At 63.3% G+C, this 17883-nt stretch carries 15 protein-coding genes and 1 pseudogene; 11 read left to right on the top strand and 5 right to left on the bottom strand.

Annotated features, from left to right (window positions below; all coding sequences use genetic code 11):
* The first annotated feature begins 33 nt into the window (after window positions 1-33).
* Window positions 34-717, top strand: a complete 684-nt coding sequence (locus tag NKJ06_RS12570; protein ID WP_352809915.1) for a transposase — start codon at window positions 34-36, stop codon at window positions 715-717.
* Between the two features lie 29 nt (window positions 718-746).
* Here NKJ06_RS12570 and NKJ06_RS35800 read toward each other — a convergent pair.
* Window positions 747-1940: pseudogene (locus NKJ06_RS35800) on the bottom strand (DUF1173 domain-containing protein).
* A 184-nt stretch (window positions 1941-2124) separates the two neighbouring features.
* Here NKJ06_RS35800 and NKJ06_RS12555 point away from each other — a divergent pair.
* The 8 genes from NKJ06_RS12555 to NKJ06_RS12520 all read left to right on the top strand — a co-directional run bounded on the left by NKJ06_RS12555 (window position 2125) and on the right by NKJ06_RS12520 (window position 11919).
* Window positions 2125-6684, top strand: coding sequence for a strawberry notch-like NTP hydrolase domain-containing protein (locus NKJ06_RS12555; protein WP_352809913.1), 4560 nt, complete (start codon window positions 2125-2127; stop codon window positions 6682-6684).
* A 12-nt stretch (window positions 6685-6696) separates the two neighbouring features.
* Window positions 6697-7749, top strand: a complete 1053-nt coding sequence (locus NKJ06_RS12550; RefSeq protein ID WP_352809911.1) for a DUF7146 domain-containing protein — start codon at window positions 6697-6699, stop codon at window positions 7747-7749.
* 246 nt (window positions 7750-7995) lie between these two features.
* Entirely contained in the window at window positions 7996-8937 is a 942-nt protein-coding gene (locus NKJ06_RS12545; RefSeq protein ID WP_352809909.1) for a DUF2493 domain-containing protein, read from the top strand.
* 63 nt (window positions 8938-9000) lie between these two features.
* Window positions 9001-9261 (top strand): type II toxin-antitoxin system prevent-host-death family antitoxin, encoded by a 261-nt coding sequence (locus tag NKJ06_RS12540; RefSeq protein WP_352443212.1) that lies wholly within the window; start codon window positions 9001-9003, stop codon window positions 9259-9261.
* Entirely contained in the window at window positions 9251-9670 is a 420-nt protein-coding gene (locus NKJ06_RS12535; protein WP_352809908.1) for a hypothetical protein, read from the top strand. The genes NKJ06_RS12540 and NKJ06_RS12535 overlap by 11 nt, the downstream gene beginning before the upstream one ends.
* Window positions 9671-9960: 290 nt before the next feature.
* Entirely contained in the window at window positions 9961-10494 is a 534-nt protein-coding gene (locus tag NKJ06_RS12530) for a hypothetical protein (protein WP_352809906.1), read from the top strand.
* A gap of 702 nt (window positions 10495-11196) precedes the next feature.
* Window positions 11197-11520: a DUF736 domain-containing protein gene (locus tag NKJ06_RS12525; RefSeq protein WP_006339490.1), complete on the top strand. Its 324-nt coding sequence runs from the start codon at window positions 11197-11199 to the stop codon at window positions 11518-11520.
* 57 nt (window positions 11521-11577) lie between these two features.
* Window positions 11578-11919 carry a hypothetical protein gene (locus NKJ06_RS12520; RefSeq protein WP_352809904.1) on the top strand — a complete coding sequence of 114 codons (342 nt, stop codon included), beginning with the start codon at window positions 11578-11580 and terminating at the stop codon, window positions 11917-11919.
* Window positions 11920-12037: 118 nt separating this feature from the next.
* On the opposite strand, the gene NKJ06_RS12515 is transcribed toward NKJ06_RS12520, so the two are convergent.
* On the bottom strand, window positions 12038-12445 hold the full coding sequence (locus NKJ06_RS12515) for a hypothetical protein (protein WP_352809902.1): 408 nt from the start codon (window positions 12443-12445) through the stop codon (window positions 12038-12040).
* Window positions 12442-13122, bottom strand: a complete 681-nt coding sequence (locus tag NKJ06_RS12510; protein WP_352809901.1) for a nucleotide-binding protein — start codon at window positions 13120-13122, stop codon at window positions 12442-12444. Before NKJ06_RS12510 ends, NKJ06_RS12515 begins: the two co-directional genes overlap by 4 nt.
* Window positions 13123-13618: 496 nt before the next feature.
* On the opposite strand from NKJ06_RS12510, the gene NKJ06_RS12505 reads away from it, so the two are divergent.
* Both NKJ06_RS12505 and NKJ06_RS12500 read left to right on the top strand, forming a co-directional pair.
* The gene (locus NKJ06_RS12505) at window positions 13619-14026 is read left to right on the top strand and encodes a MobC domain-containing protein (RefSeq protein ID WP_352809899.1); all 408 of its coding nucleotides are present in this window, start codon (window positions 13619-13621) and stop codon (window positions 14024-14026) included.
* Window positions 14023-16263: a relaxase/mobilization nuclease domain-containing protein gene (locus NKJ06_RS12500; RefSeq protein ID WP_352809898.1), complete on the top strand. Its 2241-nt coding sequence runs from the start codon at window positions 14023-14025 to the stop codon at window positions 16261-16263. Before NKJ06_RS12505 ends, NKJ06_RS12500 begins: the two co-directional genes overlap by 4 nt.
* 247 nt (window positions 16264-16510) lie before the next feature.
* On the opposite strand, the gene NKJ06_RS12495 is transcribed toward NKJ06_RS12500, so the two are convergent.
* Complete coding sequence (locus NKJ06_RS12495) at window positions 16511-17152, bottom strand: FMN-binding negative transcriptional regulator (protein ID WP_352809897.1); 642 nt, start codon at window positions 17150-17152, stop codon at window positions 16511-16513.
* Window positions 17153-17187: 35 nt separating this feature from the next.
* Window positions 17188-17847 carry a helix-turn-helix domain-containing protein gene (locus tag NKJ06_RS12490; RefSeq protein ID WP_352809896.1) on the bottom strand — a complete coding sequence of 220 codons (660 nt, stop codon included), beginning with the start codon at window positions 17845-17847 and terminating at the stop codon, window positions 17188-17190.
* Between the last annotated feature and the right edge of the window lie 36 nt (window positions 17848-17883).

The raw sequence follows: 17883 nt of genomic DNA, 5'->3' as shown, positions 1-17883 counted from the left end.
CTTGCAAGTCATGCTCACATCAAGGAACAGACTATGAAGCGCCAGATCCGGCCATTCATCCTGGAAGTGAAACAGAGGCGCGGCCTGCAAAAGCCAAGCCATTCGATCTGGGGCGATCTCGACCTGTCCAAAATTGCCACGGAGATGACGCATCCAGCTCATGCTGCTCAGCTTCCAAATTCCCAGGTCATTGACTTCAGTATAAGACCCCTTGATGCTGAAGAAGGGGACAAACCACAAGCGGAGTATATCATGGCCGAGTTTCAGGACGCTCAGACTGTTCAGACGACAGTAGCCCCAGCCAAAGTGGAAGCGCCTGAATCCAAGAAGAAAGTGCCGCGAGCAAAGAACGCGAAGGCAGAGTTCGTAAAGCCGGTCCGCATGAACGGAGCGAAACCTGCGCCCCAAGCCGCGGAAGCTCCCGTGGCAGCGAAGACCGCCCGCAAGACATATTCTGAGAAGGAACGCTCCCAGAAGCTTGCCCAGATCGAGAAATCGATCGCTGGCGGCGCGACCAGCAAGATTGCGGTCGGCCAGGCCGGCATATCGGAGCAGACCTACTATTATTGGAAGAGGGCTGCCGCACCTTCCTCTGACAGCGGCGATCTTCGCGATCTTGTCGCACTCGAAGAAGAAAACAAGCGCCTGAAGAACCTGCTTGCCGACCGTCTGCGCAGGGAAAATGCCGAGCTCAAGAAGAAGCTGGGCCTGGCCTAAGAAGCTACGACGGAAATTCAGCCGACGGCTCAAAGCGGTAGCGGGGGCATATCGCCTTCGCCGACCCGCCACACCCAGGAGCCGATCTCCGGTCGCGCGGCGATCATTTCGTCGAGCGACGCTTCGTAGTTCTGGTCTGCTCCGGCCGGAACGACAAAGAGCGCGATCGGCTCGTCCCTGCTCTGAAGCAATGCATTGGCGATCGGCTGGTCGGGTTGCAGGTCAAAGCGCAATCCCTTCACGCTTTTCTCGCGAAGGCGCGCGAGCCCATCGACGAGCCTTTTCTCCGGGACTGTCTCGTAGGGATCCAGTTCTCGGACACCACCATCAAGGCGACCTCCTCGACAATGGCGAGGCCGGCGGGGTTCAGTCCGAACGTCGCGATCGTCATCAGATGCGAGCTGGAATCCGCTGCCCACAGCGACAATTCTTTCTCAAAACGCGCCTGCAAGCGGCGATGCAATGCATCGTCGATGATGAAGGGAAAACCGGGCAGGTGCCTGATGACGATTTTCTGACCGGAGCGGGCGGGCACGATCTCCTTCACCTCGCCGACCAGAACCAGTAGCTTTCGTGGGCCCGGATTTCGGCGGGAGCGCCGTGCCGAGAACCGCGTTGCGACGCTGCTCGATGGCTTGCCTGTTCTCGGCCCGAAACGGCTCGGGCACGAACAGGATATCCGCGAGTGGTCCGCCCCTCACCGTCATTTGCCCGGCAGCCTCGAGTAGATGCCAGCGGACATTCCACCAATGCCGCTTGCCGGACCACCTCGATGTCCAGACCGTCAGTTCGGCCTCGTGCCAGAGATAATGAAGCAGGCCACGCAGCGACATCCTCCTCGGATCGGCGGTCACGCTGGCGGAACTTTGCCCCGCAGGCACCGATGCCGCGCGGCTCCCCGTCTTCGACAGCCTGAAGTCCAACTTGAGGGCCGCCAAGCCGTTTTGCGGATCGAGCTGTATCGCGCTGCCCATCAAGGCGCCCAGCCCGGACAGTTCGTAAGGCGATTCAAAGGAATCACAGGATGGATCATGCCCGCCGCCGCTCAGCGGCATGCGCTTGATCAGGTGAAGGTCGCCGATGCGGGCAATATACATCGGGCAGCCCGGCTCGCGGCACAGGCATAGCGGACGCTCGGTGCGGGCATAGGCGCTCGCCAGCGCCGCCTGCAGGTCAGGCGCTGCCTCCTCGTAGACCGCACTGCCAATTCTGAACCGTCGCATCACCTCCACAGCTCCAGGTCGCCGCCGCATCCCTGTGCGCGCATTCAAGTCATGGGTTTGCACGGAGCGCAACCCCTTTGGTGCATCGGCGCCAGAGGCAGAGGGGAGCCGGAGGCGTGTTGCCCGGCTGGCGCGCAGAGAGTGTCGGCGCGGGCGCCTCTCCCCTCTCGCGAAGGACATCTCCATGAACATCGTTTCGACCACACCTGCCGTTACTCCGACCGCCGCTCCCCTCGACGCGCCGAGGCCGGCCTCCATCGACACCGCCCAGGCGATCTATCAAGCGGCAACGCTGCTTCTGCCTTTCCTCGAGCAGGGCAAGCCTGTCACCACCGCCGCACTGCGCACCGCCATGACGACCAGTTTTGGCGGCAGCGATGCGCAAGGGTTCTGGGTCTGGAAGGACGGCTATGAGGCGCTCGAAGTCGCCCAGGTGCTGTTTTTGCGCCGGTTCGGCCAAGCGATCCTGTCGCGGTCCACCTCGCCGCAGGCAACGCTGGCGATGATCAAGCGCATCGCCGACCTTCTTCCCACCCATACGCGACGGTCCGACGAGAGCCAGGCCATGCAGCAGCTGTCGACGCCCTTGCCGCTGGCCTTCGTCACGGCGCACGCCGCGGCGATCGCATCTTGCGACCTCGTTCTCGAACCCTCGGCCGGCACTGGTCTGCTCGCCGTCCACGCGGAGATTGCGCGCGCCTCGGTCGCCCTCAATGAGCTTGCCGCGACGCGGGCCGATCTCCTCAGCCTGCTGTTTCCCCGGTTCCCCGTCTCGCGGCACGACGCCGCCCATATCGACGATCATCTCGACGCGGGCATCGAGCCGTCCGTCGTGCTGATGAATCCACCGTTCAACGCCGGCGCCTATGTCGACGGCCATGTCACTGACGCGGCATGGCGGCATCTTTCCTCCGCATTCGCACGCCTGCGTCCGGGCGGGCGCCTCGTCGCCATCACCTGCACCGGGCTGTCTCCGGAAAACCCCAAATGGCGGCCGGCCTTCGAGCGCCTGCAGCAGCAGGGCACCGTCATTTTCACCGCGGCGATCGATGGCCGTGTCTACGCCCGCCATGGCACCACCACTGAGACCCGCCTGACAATTATCGACATGGTACCGGCGGCCGACCCGAAAAGCTTCGTCAGGTCGCCGGGCAAGGCCACTGATGTCGAAACGTTGCTCTCGTGGATCACTGATCTGCCGCCCCGGACACCGGGCGGCTTTCCGGACTCGATCGGCGCGCTGTCCAACGTCATGCCGCGCAATGCCGCCATGCACATGGGCGCCCGATCGGGGGCGAGAGCCGCACCCGTCGCTGTCTCAAAGGCTGCTCCGAAGGCCATCCAACCGGTTCGCCCGATTGCGCGGGCGAAACCCGCACGCCAGGTCATGGCAAACAGCACGCCGGCGGTGCCCCTCGCCTATGAGCGACGCGACTGGATGCCGGAAGAGGGCGGCCAGCTCACCGACACGATCTACGAACCCTACGCGCTCCAGTCGATCGACATTCCCCGCGCAAAGCCGCATCCGACGCCGCTCGTGCAGTCGGCCGCAATGGCCGCCGTCGGGCAACCAAAACCTTCCTATCGGCCGCTCCTTCCAGATGCGATCATAGACGAGGGCCTGCTGTCGGACGCCCAACTCGAAAGCGTCATCTACGCCGGCGAGGCCCATTGCGGCCATCTCGCCGGCACCTGGACGGTTGACGAGACCTGCGATGTCGTTTCGGCCGCGCCAGACGGTGCTGCGAACGCGGTCCGCTTCCGCCGTGGATGGTTTTTGGGCGATGGAACCGGCTGCGGCAAGGGACGGCAAGTCGCCGGCATTATCCTCGACAACTGGCTGCAGGGCCGCCGCCGCGCGATCTGGATCTCCAAGTCGGACAAATTGCTTGAAGACGCCCAGCGCGATTGGGCTGCCCTTGGCCAGGAAAAACTTCTCGTCCAGCCGCTGTCGCGCTACCGGCAGGGCACGCCGATCCGCCTTGCCGACGGCATCCTGTTCACGACCTACGCGACGCTCCGCTCGCAGGAACGGGAAGGCAAGAAATCCCGGATTGCCCAGATCGTCGACTGGGTGGGCCAAGAGCCAGGGAGGGCCGACGGCCCGACAGGGAATGCAGTAAAGTCGGCGGGGAGGGACGAAGGCTCGACGAGGATTGGAGAAAACCCGTCGGAGGCGAAAAAATCGTTCGATGGCGTCATCGTGTTTGACGAGGCCCACGCTATGGCCAACGCCGCTGGTGGCAAAAGCGAGCGTGGCGACGTCGCCCCGTCGCAGCAGGGAAGGGCGGGACTGCGGCTGCAGCACGCCCTTCCGGACGCCCGCATCGTCTACGTCTCCGCGACCGGTGCGACCGCGGTCGAGAACCTCGCCTATGCGCAGCGTCTCGGCATTTGGGGCAGCGAGGATTTTCCCTTCGCCAACCGCGCCGAATTCGTCGCCGCGATCGAGGACGGCGGTGTCGCGGCGATGGAAGTGCTCGCCCGCGATCTTAAATCGCTCGGCCTCTATGCGGCGCGCTCGCTTTCCTATGACGGGGTTGAATACGACCTGCTCGAGCATGCGCTGAGCGACGAACAGATCCGCATCTACAACGCCTATGCCGATGCGTTCCAGGTCATCCACAACAACCTGACCGCCGCACTTGAGGCGACCAACATCACCAGCAGGGCCGGCACGTTGAACCGCGACGCAAAATCGGCGGCTCGTTCAGCCTTCGAGAGCACCAAGCAACGTTTCTTCAGCCATCTCATCACCTCGATGATGACGCCAACGCTGATCGGCGCGATCGAGCAGGACCTCGCCGACGGTCATTCGGCAGTCGTGCAAATCGTCTCGACCGGCGAAGCGCTGATGGAACGGCGGCTTGCCGAAATCCCGATCGAGGAATGGTCGGACCTGCATGTCGACGTCACACCGCGCGAGTATGTCGGCGGGTACTTGATGCACTCCTTCCCCACGCAGTTGTTCGAGGAATATTCGGACGCGGAAGGGAACGTCTATTCGCGGCCTGTCCACGACGAAGATGGCAATCCGGTTCAATGCCGGGAGGGCGTTCGCCTGCGCGACGAGATGATCGAAAAACTCGCATCGTTGCCGCCGGTCGGCAGTGCCCTTGACCAGATCATCCACCATTTCGGCACCGACACCGTCGCCGAGGTGACCGGCCGCACGCGGCGCATCGTGAAGAAGACCGGCCGCGACGGTATCGACCGGCTTGCCGTCGAGAACCGCCCGGGCTCGGCCAATCTCGCCGAGACCCAGAGTTTTATGGATGACGACAAGCGCGTACTGATCTTTTCCGACGCCGGCGGCACCGGCCGCTCCTACCACGCCGATCTCGGGGTCAGGAACCAGAGGCTGCGCAAGCACTATCTGCTCGAGGCCGGCTGGCGCGCCGACAATGCCATCCAGGGTCTCGGACGGACGCACCGCACAAATCAGAAGCAACCGCCGCTGTTCCGGCCCATGGCCGCCAATGTGAAGGCCGGCAAACGCTTCCTGTCGACGATCGCCAGGCGGCTCGACACACTGGGTGCGATCACGCGCGGCCAGCGCCAGACCGGCGGGGCTGGGTTGTTCCGTGCCGAGGACAATCTCGAAAGCCCCTACGCGCGGGCCGCACTTCGCCAATTCTACATGCTGCTGCACCAAGGCAAGATCGAGGGCTGCTCGCTCACGACCTTCGAGACGGTGACCGGGCTGTCTTTGACGACCGACGAGGGCGGGTTGCGCGACGAGCTGCCGCCGATCACGACTTGGCTCAACCGCCTGCTGGCGCTGCGCATCGAAACCCAGAATCTGCTGTTCGAGGTGTTCGAGCAGCTGATGGGGGGAAGAATAGAAGGCGCCATCGCCGCGGGAAACTATGACAAGGGACTGGAGACGATCACGGCGCAGAGCATCGTCGTCACCGACAGGCGCACAGTCTACACGCATCCGGTCTCGGGCGCGCAGTCGCATGTGCTGACCGTCGCGCGCAAGGACCGTATGCGGCCGCTCGGCTTGGCCGACGCGCTGGCGATTGCCCGGGCCGAGCCGCAAGCAATCCTGTTGGTCAACACGCGCTCCTGCCGTGCAGCCATACAGCTTCCGACGGCGAGCCTAATGCTCGACGATGGGACGGTCGAGCATCGCGTGCGCCTGCTGCGGCCGACGGACGAGCTGCGCTTCGGCCTCGATGCCCTTGCCGAAACCCACTGGCAGCCGGCCGACCGAAAACGGTTCTACGACCTGTGGCAGGCAGAAGTCGCCGCCGTACCGGAGTTCACCACGAGCACCTTTCACATAGTGACGGGTCTGCTGTTGCCGATCTGGCGTCGGCTGCCAGACCATGATTGTCAGGTCTACCGGATCCAGACCGATGCCGGCGAACGCATCATCGGGCGTCACATCGCGCCGACTCTGGTCGCGACCATGTTGCGCAATCTGGGTCTCGACGATATGCCGAGGCTGGCGCCGGAAGATGCCTGGACCGGGCTTGTCGACGGACGGATCGGACTGCAACTCGCCGATGGCCTGATTCTGCGCCGCAGTCGGGTCATGAACGACTACCGTGTCGAATTGATCGGCTTCACCGACGCGATGGTCCCTCGGCTGAAGGCGCTGGGGCTGATCTCCGAGATCATCTCCTGGAAGCTGCGGCTGTTCATCCCGACGACCGCGCAAGGGTCCGCCATTATCGCCACGCTTATCGACAGCCATACGCTGGTTGGCATCACCGACCGTACCTCGGCGGTTTGAGGGGAGGCGATCATGACCGGCTCGGCTTCCGAGCTGGCACGCCGCCTTGGCGAACATGCCGAGGCGGTGTGCCGCGAATATCTCTCCAACGGCAATCGTTCCGGCAATTACTGGATGGTCGGTGATGTCCGCAACACGCGCGGCCGCTCCATGCATGTGCGGCTGAAAGCCAACGCCAAAGGCCCGGCGGGTAGGTGGGTCGACGAGGCGACCTCTGAATTTGGCGATCTGCTCGATGTCATCCGAGAAAGCTGCGGTCTTGTTGATTTCCGTGACGTCGCGGATGAAGCGCGTCGCTTCCTCTCCGTGCCGCTGCCACCGCCCCAAGCTCCTGGCGCGCAACGCCAGCCTGCCGCGGCACCCGGCTCGCCTGACGCCGCGCGTCGCCTGTTCGCCAGGTCCCATCCGATCGCCGGTACGCTGGCCGAACGCTATCTTGCCGGTCGCGGCATTTTGCTTTCGACGCATGAGCGCGCGCTGCGCTTCCATCCTGGCTGCTACTACAGGGATCTCGTCACGGGCGAGACGCGGACCCTGCCTGCGCTGATCGCCGCTGTCACCAGCCTCGACGGGCGTATCACCGGCCTGCAGCGCACTTATCTGTCCTCTGGGCTGGACCCGAGTGGCAAGGTCGGCAAGGCGCCGGTCGCCGATCCACGCCGCTCGCTTGGTCACCTGCTGGGCAACGGCATCTGGCTAGGCCAACAGTCCGGTGCGCCCGTCATGGCCGCCGGCGAGGGCTTCGAGACGATGGCGTCGCTCCGGACGGTGATGCCGGCGCTGCCGTTGGCTGCCGCCACCTCAGCCAATCACCTCGCCGGCCTGATCTTCCCGCCTGGCTGCCGTCGCCTCTACATCGCAGCCGATGCCGACGCCGCCGGCCGGCACGGCATCGAGCGTCTCAGCCAGCGCGCAGGCGAGGCTGGGATCCTCGCCCTGGTGTTGCGGCCGCAGCTCGGCGACTTCAACGACGATCTGCGCCATCTCGGCCCGGCCCACCTTGCCGCATGGCTTAGCGATCAGCTCGTCCCGGAGGATGCCCGTCTCTTCCTGCCGCCCGGATGAATGGGCGGGGCCGGCAGGCGGGCGAGGCGGCGTCACTGGAGGCCTTGCAGGCATGGCGGCGGTCCGCCGGAGAGGCCGCGCCCGCGGCCTGCCTCAGAGGCGACCCCTGCCACCCCCCGGTCACGGCCGCAACGGCTGCGCCGTCCTCCGCTCGCGCTCCGGCCTTCGGTGCGGCCGCGCCCGGGGCGTGGCCGGGATGCGCTGTCAGGCCGCGATGGGCGCGGCCACAACCGACGGAGACACGCCATGACCTACGAGCTTCCTTTCGACGACGGCTACGAGCCCTACCACGCCTCCTCGCCGACCGACCGCGTCATCCTCGAACTGCAGATGTACGGCCATCGTCCGCATCAGGACGAACCTGATGCTCGGCCACTTCCCGACGACGAGGTGATCCGGACCGGGCTTGCCGGCATCGTCGAGACCTTCGCCGGCATGCTTGGCGACACCAGGCTCGAACCCGATCTCGATGACCTGCTCTGGTCCTTCGCAAACGTCTTCCACCGTGCCGCCGAGCGCGTCGCCCGCAACCTCGACCGCAACGAGGAGGCGCAGCGTTCAAGCCAGCAGGAGCAGGACGGCTCGGAGGTGAAGTCCGTCGAGCTGGAGCGGCTCACCGCGGAAGGCATCAGCTATATCGAGCGCCGCAACGTGCTCGAAATCATGCGCGACGAGGCCGCCGACCTCTACGAGGCACAAACCGGATCGGCATGGCGGCCACGCACCGGCTCCAAGGTCAGTCACCAGGCAATGACCGCGTCGGTGATCGACTCCAGAGACTTCCTCGCCGCCCGCCGTCGCGCCGAAAACGAGGTGCTCGTTCCGGCCGGCACCAAGATTGCCTTCGCCGGCGGCCTCGACTGCAACGATCACGACCGGATCTGGGATGCGCTCGACAAGGCCCGCGAGAAGCATCCCGACATGGTCCTGCTCCACGGCGGCAGCCCGCGCGGCGCCGAACGTATCGCCGCCTGCTGGGCCGAGAACCGCAAGGTCACGCAGATCGCCTTCAAGCCGGATTGGAACCGGCACGCCAAGGCGGCTCCGTTCCGCCGCAACGACCAGCTTCTCTCGGTGGTGCCCTACGGCCTGATCGTCTTTCCCGGCTCCGGGATCACCGACAACCTTGCCGACAAGGCCCGTCGGCTCGGCATTCCCGTCTGGCGGTTCGCGGAGGGCGGCGCGTGAGCGCCGTTTTCTTGCAAATCTGGCGAATCCAGATAATATCGAGATCGATCAAGGAGTCTAGCCATGCGCCAGTTCACGACGGGGGATCTCAACAAGCAGGTTGGCGACGTCACCGACGTTGCCAGCCGCGAACCCGTTATTCTTACCAAGCACCGGAAACCCCGGTTCGTGCTGATGAGTTACGAGCACTACGAACGGATGCGCATCGGCGGCGATCCCCGCCGCGCATACCATGTCGCCGAGATGCCGGAGGAACACACGGAACTCTTCGCCGCCGAGATCGACCGATTGGCGCGCGGGGAAGGATACGATGATGAGCGGTAGATTTCTGCCCGGTCAGGTGATCTCCTATCCTTATCTTTGGGCATGGCAATACGAGCGCGGCGAAACGGAAGGTCGCAAGAGCCGGCTGACCTGCGTGGTCATCGCTGTCTGCGGCGCAAGAGATGGCCTGACCCATGTCGCGCTCCTGGCGATAACCACCCAGCCACCAACCAGCGATCGGGTCGGTTTAGAAATCTCCACTATCGAGTGCCGCCGCGCTGGTCTGACCGATCTCAAACGCGGCTGGATCGTGGTTGACGAATACAACTACGATATTGCCGAACGCTCCTGGTACATCGAAGCCGACGCTAAGCCCCTCGGTCGTTTCAGCAAGGCATTCATGATGAAGATCGCAGGCGCCTTTATCGAAGCGCGCAGCGAGGGCCGCCGCGTCAGCCGTCTGGATTGACGTTCTCTTTTCGCGGCCATGCGCTCGATCCAGGACGGGAGCCTCTGGCTGGCCGACAAGACCACTAGCTCCAAGCGCGAAGCGCCACTAGCCAGATGCGCGTAGCGCCTCCGGCAGCTGCAGGATCCGGGCGCGCCGGCCTGCGGCCCGCCGGGCTCTCGTCGCGGCGTCCCGCCGCTTCCCGAGCCGGCTTTGCCGTCTCGGCCTTCGGGTGACGATCCCTCGCGCAGGGCCAAGGGAGAGGGCGGCCGGCGCGGGGCGGGGGACGCGGGAGAGAAGGGAAAGTCACCATGTCGATGATATTCATAGGTGGATCACGCGAGATATTCGAGCTGCCGGAACCTGCCATCGCTCGCATCGGCGCAATCGTTGCTGCCGAGCACGGCGTGCTGGTTGGCGACGCGTCGGGAGCCGATGCCGAGGCGCAGGGCCTGCTCGCGGGCTACAAGTACGAGCATGTCGGGGTCTTCCATGCCTGCAAGGAACCCCGCAACAATCTGGGCGACTGGGCCGCCTACCATGTCCCGTCACCTGGAGGCACTCATGGATCTTGGTACGACGCCGCCAAGGACCGGGAGATGGCGCGGCGCGCCGACTTTGGCATGATGGTCTGGGACGGCGCATCACCCGGTACGGCCGTCAACGTGCTTCGGCTCGCCATCGCAAACAAGCCGTGCGTCATTTACGATCTGGCCAGGGGCCGGATGGCAACGACGTACAATGTGGAGGACTGGTGCGCCATGCTCCGCCATGCCGGTTCGGACATTCGCCGCCAAGCCGAAGCCCGCATGATGCCGGAGGAGCGTCTAACGTTGCCAGGATGATGGCTGCCGACAGCCCGGCGGGTTTAATCCGATATGTTGATCCGGCTCCGCGCCGCCTAATCCACTGTATGTGCGGACGGAGCCGGCCCCTTTCGAAACCGGTCCACGCGCAGAGCCGCGGGGCGTTGTGCGGATGATCATCTTGACGCTTCTCGCCTCTGAAGCGGGTGCAAGCGTGCCGAACAACATCCTGGCTTGCCGGGTCATCCAACCTGACTGCGCGGTATCGTCCCCGAGGGGCGTGAAGGCCGCTGCCAGCCGGCTCCGATCTCGAAACCACTCTGCCGCCAGACCGAACATGCAAGGCGGCCACGCGCCGGGCTGCTGTTCGATGTGTTGGCGATGCCGACGACATGACCCGAGAGGCTGCAGCATGTTCCTGCGATCCGGCAGCGTTGCGTCGGCGGTCTAGCGATGGCGGCCTGAGTTCTTCTCCTTCGGTCGCATCCGGGGCCATTCCCGTTTCATGTCGCCTTTGTAGACGACCGCCTGCTTTGTGCGGTCAACCCCCGTTGGGGTACACTCGGCGAATATTCAGGAAAATTCGATTTCTGTTTCTTATCTGCGGGCAGGCGAAGGGCCTGCCCGCTATTTTTCGGCAAATAGAATTTTCCAGAATTTTCGCCGAGATGACCGCAGCAGGACGGTCCTCTCCTTTGGCGCCATCGGGAATGGTCCCGATGCAACCGAAGGAGAACTACCATGGCCACCACGATCGCAAACCTCACCACCAAGTCCGACGGCTCGATGGAAGGCGTCTTTGCCACGCTCCGGGTCAACGCCCCGATCACTCTCATCCCGAACACCAACAAGTCGCGCGAGGACGCGCCCGACTACCGGATCGTCAACAAGCGCACGGGCTTCGAGATCGGAGCGGGCTGGCACCGCATCTCCCAGCGTTCGGGCGAGGAGTACCTCTCGGTCAAGCTGGAAGCACCAGAGATTGGCGTGATCTTCGGCAATCTTGCTCCAGCCCCGGGCGGCGAGGAAAACAAGAAGGTCATCCTCTGGAACAACCCCCAGTGAGGCATCGGTGGCCCGCCCCGCAAGGGGCCCGCGCCCCACCCGGAAAATGAGGTTGCAATGAGCCGCTACACCATCACTGTCACTGGCACCGTCACCGGACAGGGCCGCTCGGACCCAGACGCTGTCATCGGCTACGATCCACCACTTCGGACCTACTTCCTGCAGGCGTTCCCGCACGAAGAAACCGACGAGCCCGGTCTTTGGCTCGGCACCCACGATCGCGCGTTCCAAACGCTTGAGGATCTTCACCGCGCAGCCATCTCACACGGCTACGACTTCATCCCGCTGTCGCCCAAACTGGCCGCAAAGCTGGTCGACGACAAAGCGGCAGCCAGCGGGCGTCCGGTGCGAGACACAATCCTCGGGCCGGTGCTGAAACACCTCAACCAACCCAAGTAGGCAACACATCTCAGGGCCCGCGCCGGGGTGGTCCGTGGCGGGGCCGTTTGTTGGGCGTTGGAAAGGCGCCCCGCACATCACCCGTCACGGCATGCGAGAGCGACTCCAAAACCGCCGATTATTCCTTCGGCAGTTTGTGCTTATGAATGCGGATATAGTCCTGGACAGCCTTTCGCAGCAGTTCGGTCATGCTGTGCCCGTTGCTGATCGCCAGCAACTTGAACTGGCGCTGCTCCGCAGCGGTCAGGTAGTATCCGCAGCGGATCATCTCCTCCTCGCGAATCTTCTTTCCGGCGATGGGGTCCTTTTTCTGACCCTGCCGCAGCAGCTTGCGGAAATCGGGCCCGACTGCCGGGGATGGCTTTGTCGGTTCCTGCATCTGGGGCGTAGCTTGCTCCTTGATCCCTGATGGCTCGGCCTTCTGTGGGATGAACATGCTGGGCAGCGCCGGCGGCTGCGTGGAGATCGCCTTCATCATGCGGGCTTTCTTGTCGTCACCGGCTTTAGGTGCGGTTTCTTCACTCATGCCGCGTTCCTTGTGGCTTCGATGAAGGTTTGCAGAAGGTCATCGAAGACCCCTTCGCTCTCGGCAATCGCCTTCGCGTCGGGCACCTCGGGGCTGTAAAGGGTCTGCCCGGTCTGAAGCTCGCGGTAGGCAACGCGATTGTGCAGGACGTGTTTCGCAATGGGCGTGCCGTTGGCCTGGATGATGGCGCGCAGTTCGGTCAGGGCTCGCGCCCTGCCATCGATGATGGTCTGCTTGGTCAGCACGAATATCGCAGGCAGCGGTCTACCCCGGCTCTCGACCGCCAGCGGGATGTAGTGGTCGGTGATCTGGATGGCGGCGGTCACATCGTCTAGGGCAAAATAGACCGGCACGACGACGATGTCGGCCGCGAAGAGCCCGGCCATGAGGTTATCGTTTGTGGTGCCTTCCGTATCGATCAAGACGACCGAGCGTTCACCGTTGTGAGTGGCTGCCGCGCGAAGGATTTCCTGCGGCGTCATCGCGCTCACCATCGTAAGTTTGTCAGGACGATTGCCAGCTTCGCCCAGCATCTGGAACCAGCGGTTCATGTTCTGCCGCCGGTCGCCGTCGATAAGAGTGACAGAATACCCCCTATGCAGCGCGACGGATGCGAGGGTGCGCAGCATCGTCGATTTGCCAGTGCCGCCCTTTGGGATCGCAGCGGAGATGATCATGGGGCCTCCTTCCGGCGTTGTTTCCTTGTTTCCATGTTAACATAGAAACAAGTCATCATGGACACATGAAACAAAATCACGGTTGAAACATGGTGACATTGTCGACGGGGAAGGATGGTTTGGCAACCCAGGCGCGCATCGATAAGGGCTCGCTAAAGGGGCAGTTTTTGCGCAGCTGCTAATCCTCAGGAGAGAAGGGGTCCGGTGGCCCGTCGACCGCGCATTTTCCGACTACGCTTCCGGCTGACCATCAGAGGCCGATGTTTCCATGTTAACACGGAAACAAGTCGCCAACGCATCATAGACACATCGCATCAAATCACGACGGGAACATTTCGCCCGCGCCCGACAACTGGGCCGGTGAGAAAACGCGCCCATAATTTCCTTTCCTCCTCTCCCATTTGTTTTTAATTGGCAGGATAGCCTATTTTGTGATACACACAAAATAGGCGGCGCGGCCCTGGCGGGCCTTAGCGCCCGCAAGCGGGCTTGACAGATGGATGCAGACGCCCAGAAACCAGCGGTGAAGAGCGCGTCACGACGCTATGGCGAGGTGACGCACATCCGGTTTTCGGCTGACGAGCTGGTCGGCCTCAAAGCCATTGCGGAGCGGGACGGCGTAACCGTCAGCGAGGTCGTCCGGCGTCTGGTGCGGGCAGAGGCGGGGCACCTGCCTGTTGCATCAGAGGCGTTGCGACCGGCGATCGTGGACATGACCGATCAGCTGCGCCGCGTCGGCATCAATTTCAATCAGGCCGTGCGCGCCATGAACGACGGCCGAGTTGCCCATGATGAGGATCTTGAGCAGGCGTTGATCGCCGTGGGTGATCTAGTGCGGCAGTTTCGCGAGGAACTGAAGGCGATGACTGGCGGGTCCCGCAAGGCGAGGGAGGCCAGGCCATGAGCCGTCGTCTTGCTGGCTACGCAGCCGAAATCGAACGCTATCTGCGGGGCGCTGCCGGCGTGAAGCGTGAAGACCTGGACGATGACAAGTCACTTGCGGGCGCCCGGCGTGAGGCCGGTGAATTCCAGGCGATGAAGAGTTATGAGCGGACCGGTGGCGCCGGACGCCTCGGGCAAGGACAAGCCGGCCCGACGGCCGGTGGCGGCAGGAACGCCCCTCGTTCGTCGCCGGGAGGATTGGGGGCGGCGGGAAGCTCCATGTCCAGCAGGGGGCCGAAGTCCACTGCTGCTGCGAGCTCGCCCAGGGCCGCTAGCGCTCCGATCATGGTCTATGGCGCCACGCTCGCGGGTTTCCGGCCGGAAGAGGAGGAGGAAGACTGGAAGCGGCGCGGCGGCGGCGGCCGTGGCGCGGGTCGCGCGAGCGCTACAGGACGAGCGGTGCGGGCGGGCTATCAGGCGCGGGCCGTGGCGGCACGGGCAGGCTATGCGGCGGGCGCGCAGCCTGCTGTATTCAAGGTCATGCCCAATCCGCCCTCGACCAAGGAAGCCGCCGCCCGGCTGCTCAATTACATCGGGAAGCGCGAGGACGAAAAAGGCGAGAAACACGACATCGAGATTTTCGACGAGGACGGGCAGGTCCTTGCGACAGGCGGCGCACGAAAAGCGTTCCTGGAAACGTTTTGCGAGACGTTCGAGCCGCCCTTGGAAAATACTAATTTTCTGGAGGTTCGTTTCGAGCTCGCCGGCGAGGTCACCGATGCCGCCTTGAGCGAGGCGTTGAACAAGGCCTTCGGCGCGAAACCGTTCATCTACGCGCAGGGTGGTCAGGCGGTGGAGGTATACGCGCACACCGATGAGCGGGCCGGACCGCTTGCGAGAGTCCTGGCCGGTGGTCGGGAAAATTCGCGCAGCAGGGCGCTCGACAAGATCGAGGCTCGGTTGTCTGAAGCCATGGGCGCCGCAGGGGTGGTCGCCAAGGCAGAGGTAACGGCGGCCGTCAGCCGTGAACCCAAGTCGAAATATTTCCTGCAGAAGTTCATCCGCAGCCACAGCCAAGTCCGCCACGCAAATGGCGAGCCCGTGCCCGGGGTGAAGAATTCCACCAAGGCGGCGGCTTCGGTCTATGAGCAATGGCGCCCGCAGTTTTCGGGGCGAGAGCGCCGCAATGCCTATCACCTGCTTTTCTCCGCAAGAGCCGGCACCGATGCCAACGCCGTCATGGCCGCGGCACGTGCCGTGATCGAGGAGCGAGCGCCTGGATACATGTTCGTCCTGGCGCATCACAAGGACACCAAGCACGTCCATATCCACGCGATGGTGCAGGCACGGTCAGCCGACGGTGAGCGCCTGAAATTCTACAAGCCAGATCTGGTCGCCTGGCGCGAGACCTTTGCGGAAAAGGCCCGGGAGAACGGCATTGCGATGGTGGCGACGCGGCGCATGGACCATGCGATGACGCGGCCATTCACCAAGGAGCATGCCGGGGCCTACAGCCGCGCCCAGAGCGATCCGCACTACCAGGTGAGCGCCAGGACGATCCTGCGGGTGGAGGCCAAGCGGCAACGCCGTTTGGATGGACAATCCCTTGTCGTGAACGGCGATGCAATCGCTGCCGCATGGCAAAAGACTGTGACGACGATGCGGACCGCGGGCGTGGTCGGTCAGGCTCTCGCGGCAGCGGAGTCGATCGGCAACAATTTTCTGCAGTTCCGTCGCGATCGGACAGGGGAGGGGCAGCCAGGTCCTGGCGCGGATCGTGGGACTGATCAGTCGGGGCAGGAGTCTTTCCTGTCCCATCCCGGTATGAGAGAATTGAATGCACTGATAGGAGATTTGAACATGGCGCAGACCCCCTTGGAAATGCGGCGTCAGATGGCCCGCGTCAATCAGGCTCTCGACAACATGCGCGAGACGCTGCCGCCGGCACATCAAGGACAGTTCGAACAGTATCGTGAAGAGGTGAACGACAAGATGCACGACCGTCTGGCGCGGCTGCAATTCGAGCGGCAGCAGCAGCGTCGTGGTGGTGGCGGTGAGGAGCCAATCCCCGAGCGCGAAGCGCGAGGGCGAGACCTCCCAACGCGGGACGATCCCCGCCAGCCGGAGGAGCCGCGCACCGGCACCGAGCAGGAGAAGATGAGAGCCAAGCAGAAGGACGCCAACAAACAGAAGGGACGGCAGTCGGAAGAACAGGACCGTAAGACCCAGCGCTCGAATGATAACGATTACGAGCGCTGAGCAAATTTACGTGCCGGCCCTCTGAAGCGCGGAAGAGCGCAGGGAACCAAAATGTCGCCGAGGCTCGTTCGTGCGTCGGAGGTTCAGGATCAAGAGCCACGCATGTCATTGCGGGGCATGATATTGAAATGTGCTACCTGCCGCATCGCGGGTGGTCAGATGCTGGTCCCCTTTCCGGCGAGCCGAAGCATTTGTCTCTCAAGGTCACCCGTTGGGAATCCAGCACCTGTGCTTTGTCGGACAGTTGCTATTGGGATTTGGCCGCCGCAGCCGCTGCGAGCATCGCCTGTCCCACTTCAACAGCGCCTTGAGCAGTTAGCGTCTCCCCGGCGTTCTGAATGTCGCGCAGCTCTTTATTCTGACTGAGTTTGAATTTTCCAACCAGGCTGGTGATCTCGATCTCCAAGGCCACGATCGCTTTGGTCATCGTGTCTATGAAATCCTTCGGCGCGTCGCCCATCTTCCACGGGGCTGGCTGGTTGGCCTCGTGCATGTGAGTGAGCTTCGCGACGTTGCGGCGCACATAGCGCTCATCGTCCCGGACAGTGATGCGACCATGGGCGTGGGCAACGAGATAGTTCCAGGTCGGCACCTGCTTATGGAATTCGTGTTTGCTTGGATACCAGTTCGGCGAGATGTAGGCGTCGGCCGCTCGGAAGACGACGAGGACTTCATCACCATTGGCAACCTCCATCCAGACAGGGTTTTTGCGGGCGACATGGCAATTGAGGACGCCCTTGTCGCCCTTTGAGCGGTCGAGCTCGAAGGGGATATGGTTGGCGTCGAGTGCGCCATTGTTGTGGGTAATCAGGATACCAAACGGGTGTTTTTCGATAAGATCGAAGAGGGCGTTCTGATCGGGTACGGCGAAATGCGGAGGAACGTACAAAGGGGAATCTCCTGTTAAAGGGCAGTTGTCAGTGGTCAGCGAGGTCTTGGCGAAACAGCAATGGGCGACTTCGCTGCCTGCGACGAGGGTGCCGGAACCCGCTGTCCGCCGCGTTCAAGAACCGCCATCGAGAAGTGGGCGGGCACGTCGGATGCCGCGGCATACGAGTGAGGTTGATCTGTAACGAGGCGCGCACTCTCGCCTGCATTTAGAAGGATCTCGTGGCTGCCCACAGTGACCTTGAGTGAGCCTTGGGTAACCGAGACGAGTTCGCGCGTATCGGGACTGTGCGCATCGGCGGCAAACACATCGCTCGGCATAAGGACCCAGCTCCAGAGTTCGAACATCGTGCGTCCCGAGGTCGATGTGTGAAGCTGTGCCCGGCTGCCTTTGGCGCTCGTCCAAAGCGTCCTGGAAATACTCCGTTCGATCGGGTGGTCGGGTGCTGTGGAAGGTTCGTCGTTCAGCAGATCGGCAACCGATAGCGAGAGCGCCGCCGCCAGGCGGCAAAGGATGCCGATACTCGGGTTTGCCTTACCCTGCTCAAGCGCGACAACCGTCCCTTTCGACAGACCAGTCAGTTTGGCCAGTCGATCAAGGGTCAGGTTTTGGTCGCGTCTCAGATCCTGGATCCGGATCGCAATCGCCTGGCCCAGCTCCTGCTCGGTCTCTATAGGTGTGGGGGTGTTGGTCATTATATTGACTTGGCCTCGCGCTTCGCTTACGGTCAA

Origin of the sequence: Mesorhizobium sp. M0293 (genome assembly GCF_040321735.1) — a bacterium.
GTDB lineage: Bacteria > Pseudomonadota > Alphaproteobacteria > Rhizobiales > Rhizobiaceae > Mesorhizobium.
Note: the sequence above shows the minus strand (reverse complement) of the source record. Positions and strands in the feature narration are given on the sequence as shown.